This is a genomic window from Bacillus mycoides (genome assembly GCF_001757995.1).
Lineage (GTDB): Bacteria > Bacillota > Bacilli > Bacillales > Bacillaceae_G > Bacillus_A > Bacillus_A mycoides_B.
Genome location: NZ_LXLV01000074.1, coordinates 1 through 3,609, shown reverse-complemented (window position 1 = coordinate 3,609; position 3,609 = coordinate 1). Strand labels below are relative to the sequence as shown.

Sequence of the window (3,609 nt, the reverse complement as noted above, 5' to 3'; positions counted from 1 at the left end):
ATCCAGCTTATCCTATAGCAGTTGAAGAATTGAGAAAAGAAAAAAAGATGCCATTAGGCATCCAACTAAGGCAAGTGAAATATCTCAATAACATAGTGGAACAAGATCATCGGTTTATTAAAAAGCGAGTTCGTTCGATGTTAGGATTGAAATCCTTTCGCGCAGCTACATCCATTCTTTCTGGAATAGAAGCTATGCATATGGTGAAAAAAGGGCAACTTGTTTTATTGGACAAGTCTGTCCAAAATCAAGTGAAGTTCATCCATCAACTATTTGGAATTGCTGCTTAAGACTAGATTTCACTAGGAAACTTTTCGCATCTTTATATCTTTCCTAAGTATTTGCACCAGAACCAGATTATTGGTATGGTGAATGTAAAAGATTTCTTTATTCGATATATAAATAAGAGTACAGAACCATATGATACAATTCGTTCGTATACACGTCCTGTTATTCAAGTAATTGAGACGATTCCAATTCACGATTTAATGTTAGAAATGCAGAAGAAACGTATTCCATTAGCCGTATTATATGATGAATATGGTGGGACAGCAGGTATTGTTACAATTGAGGATATTCTTGAAGAAATTGTTGGGGAAATTCGAGATGAGTATGATGAAGATGAACGTGCTCCAATTCAACATATCAGTGAAACTCATAAAGTTGTAGATGGGAAAGTACTGATTAATGAATTGAATGACTTACTAGATTTACATTTAGATGCTAAAGATGTAGACACCATTGGTGGTTGGGTGATGATGCAGAATTATTATATTCAAGAAGGACAGTCTGTGGAAGCAGACGGATATGAATTTAAAGTCATTTCTAAAGATACACACCACATTAAACAAATAGAAATTCAAAAAGCAAAAGAAACAAAACAAGCGGTAACAGAATAGTTGCCGTTTGTTTTCTCTAAATAAATAACTATACTATAAGAAAAAAGGGAGAGACAAAATGTTTAAAAAGATTTTGGCTAAATTCGGTAAAGGTGCAGCAACAGTAGATTTGCGTTTTAAAAAGCCATCTTATTCTGCTGGAGAAACACTGTATGGAGAAGCTTGGATTGAAGGCGGTCAAGTTGAACAAAAAATGAATAGCCTTACAGCGCGCTTTATGATGAGTGTTGTAACAAAACAAGGCTCTGTTACACGTGAGGTGGCAACAATTCCATTGAACGGATCCTATAACATTCTTCCAGAGGAGGCGAAGGTAATTTCATTTTCTTATGATATTCCAAGAGATCTTCCTGTATCTAGAGGAGGCGTTTCTTACTATTTTGATACGCACTTAGACATTGAAGGTGGCGTAGATCGAAAAGACTTTGATCGTCTTGTTATTGAAGCACCGGAAGAAGTGCAAAATGTTTTTTATGCATTGAATCGATTAGGATTTCAGGAGAAATCTACATCGGGTAAGTTAGATGAGCTGGGTCAAGAATTTTCCTTTTTCCCAAGAGAATTATTTGTAAACGAAGTTGATGAAATAGAGATTCGTTTTGCTTATGAAGAGTCAGGGATTCGCATTTGGATGGAAGTAGATTGCAGAACCAGACATGGGGAAATGGAAGCAAGACGTGAGTTTTTCATTGAACAAAATGTATTAAAAGAAAGTAGACAAATAGCTAATATTTTAAAAGAATATATAAATGAAATGGTAAATGATCCGCATGCTTATGCGCAATCATTCTCATATCAAACACAACAAAACTACGATCATGCCCATCAGAGCAGTAACGGAAGAAGTCCAATTGCAGGTATGATTGGTGGTTTAGCTGTCGGAATATTAGGTGGCATATTATTGAATGAACTAATGGATGGATTAGGTGTAGAGGAAATGGTAGAAGAAGCAACCGAAGAACTAGGAATGAATGAGGAAGAATCATTTCTAGGTGATTTCTTTGGAGATAGTGATGATGAGTAAGATTATCTCTATAAGAGATTAATATTTTTATTAACCCCTGACTTATGTATAAAGTCAGGGGTATTTAAGTATAGAACAATGATATTCTTATATTTTTTGATAGTTCGTAATACTATAATTGTATGATTGGTTAAACCAAGATATATTCTTTTTATATGAATTTTAAATTGAAGATTTGATATAATTTAAAGTTCATATGTTTATACAGAATGGTTCTTAAATAATAAACCTTGTGCGCAATATTGAATAATATCTCTTCTTTTAACAATACCTATAAAAATCCCATCGTCATCTATAACAGGAACAAAATTTTGTTCCATAGCTCTTGATAAAAGGTCTTCAATTTCCGCATTGATAGAAACTGGTTCATTCGTACGGTGTAAAGAAACTTCACTCAGAACAACTTGATGAGTGTTGTTAAAGCTTAAAGATGACGTGTTTTTGAGTTTCCATAATAAATCCCCTTCTGTAAGTGTACCTGCATATTCTCCCTCAGTATTGACCAAGGGGATAGCTGTATATCGGTGGTATTCCAACTTCTCTAAAGCCTGACGCATTGTTGAATTTATATTTATATAAACCAATTCACTTTTAGGAGTAAGAAAAAATGCAATATTCATGCTATTGAATCTCCTTTTTATAGCTTATTTACTTATTATTCTTTATATTTTATTTGTAGATTATTTGAACGATTGGTTACTGCTTTAATGATTGATTTCCCAACTATCAAAATCAGTATACTTTTTACATACATTCTCTATAACATGATCGTGCCAAATATTTTTATATTCAGGTCTCCCCATCTTAACATTATACTCACTTATGTCGCCATTTCTATTCAGCCACTCAGGATTTTCACAAGCATACCTGTAATTAAATATACGTGCCCTTTTTAATGTTTTAAATGTAATAGGGAAATGCTTTTCTTTACCATCTTTGCAACCAATTACTCGATATGCCTTACTTTGTTCTCCAACAGTTTTAAAATAGGGTTCTGTAAAATCTTGTATGATTTTTATATAAACCTCTCCCTTTCTAAGCGCTTTAGAAATATTATATAGCATAAAAAAGAATTTTATGGAAGTACTTTATTAAATATATAGTTTAATAATAAATAGCTAGTGTTGCTTTAAACTAAAGGATAAGCAAAAACATTGAATAGCCCCTTGTTGTTCTACAAGGGGCTATATCTTTTTTTATAAATAGAGGTGTGACTTTATACATCTCCTTAAAGCTCAAATACGTGGATCCTGCCAGAAATTTAAAGGGAAATGATTGCTTTCATGATATGCCTCAAATTCATACCCTTTTTCCTTTAACCCTTTTATGATGGCTGGTACGGCTGCAACTGCTTGAGGGTGAATATCATGCATTAATATAACTTCTTGGGACTTCGTTGCATTAGTAAGTACATTTTGAGCGATATTCATGGAAGCCGACTCTATAGGTACGTTATTATACTTCCAATCTAGGGAGTCAATTGTCCAATCCCATACTTTAAATCTACCATCTACTACCTTATTACGAAGTTCTTCATTTAATCCAGGCATAGAACCATAGGTTCTGGTGCAAACACTCCAAAACGCTTGTAAGTAACCTCCTAAACTTGGACATACTGATACTAGTACTCTGAAAAAGGATGTGATTGGTATGGAAAAGCAAAATCTATTCAAGTGGAAACATTAT

The 3,609-nt window shown here is 33.6% G+C and carries 4 protein-coding genes and 2 pseudogenes; 3 read left to right on the top strand and 3 right to left on the bottom strand.

What is annotated here, in order from left to right; all coding sequences use genetic code 11:
* From BWGOE10_RS27465 to BWGOE10_RS27455, 3 genes and pseudogenes are all read left to right on the top strand, one after another.
* On the top strand, positions 1-290 hold a 290-nt coding region (locus BWGOE10_RS27465; protein ID WP_131798953.1), incomplete at its 5' end, for a DDE-type integrase/transposase/recombinase.
* Positions 291-347: 57 nt separating this feature from the next.
* Positions 348-899 (top strand): annotated as a pseudogene (locus BWGOE10_RS27460) (transporter associated domain-containing protein); the annotation flags it as partial.
* Positions 900-957: 58 nt separating this feature from the next.
* Positions 958-1,923 carry a sporulation protein gene (locus BWGOE10_RS27455; RefSeq protein WP_070146031.1) on the top strand — a complete coding sequence of 322 codons (966 nt, stop codon included), beginning with the start codon at positions 958-960 and terminating at the stop codon, positions 1,921-1,923.
* A 200-nt stretch (positions 1,924-2,123) separates the two neighbouring features.
* On the opposite strand, the gene BWGOE10_RS27450 is transcribed toward BWGOE10_RS27455, so the two are convergent.
* The 3 genes and pseudogenes from BWGOE10_RS27450 to BWGOE10_RS27440 form a co-directional block, all read right to left on the bottom strand.
* Positions 2,124-2,543 (bottom strand): CBS domain-containing protein, encoded by a 420-nt coding sequence (locus tag BWGOE10_RS27450; RefSeq protein ID WP_070146030.1) that lies wholly within the window; start codon positions 2,541-2,543, stop codon positions 2,124-2,126.
* A gap of 84 nt (positions 2,544-2,627) precedes the next feature.
* On the bottom strand, positions 2,628-2,987 hold the full coding sequence (locus BWGOE10_RS27445) for a hypothetical protein (RefSeq protein ID WP_081338243.1): 360 nt from the start codon (positions 2,985-2,987) through the stop codon (positions 2,628-2,630).
* A 171-nt stretch (positions 2,988-3,158) separates the two neighbouring features.
* Positions 3,159-3,482, bottom strand: a pseudogene (locus tag BWGOE10_RS27440) (polysaccharide deacetylase); the annotation flags it as partial.
* Between the last annotated feature and the right edge of the window lie 127 nt (positions 3,483-3,609).

Excerpts from the sequence above, each read along its gene's own strand:
- BWGOE10_RS27455 (WP_070146031.1), top strand. The coding sequence starts at position 958 with ATGTTTAAAAAGATTTTGGCTAAATTCGGTAAAGGTGCAGCAACAGTA.
- BWGOE10_RS27450 (WP_070146030.1), bottom strand. The coding sequence starts at position 2,543 with ATGAATATTGCATTTTTTCTTACTCCTAAAAGTGAATTGGTTTATATA.
- BWGOE10_RS27445 (WP_081338243.1), bottom strand. The coding sequence starts at position 2,987 with ATGCTATATAATATTTCTAAAGCGCTTAGAAAGGGAGAGGTTTATATA.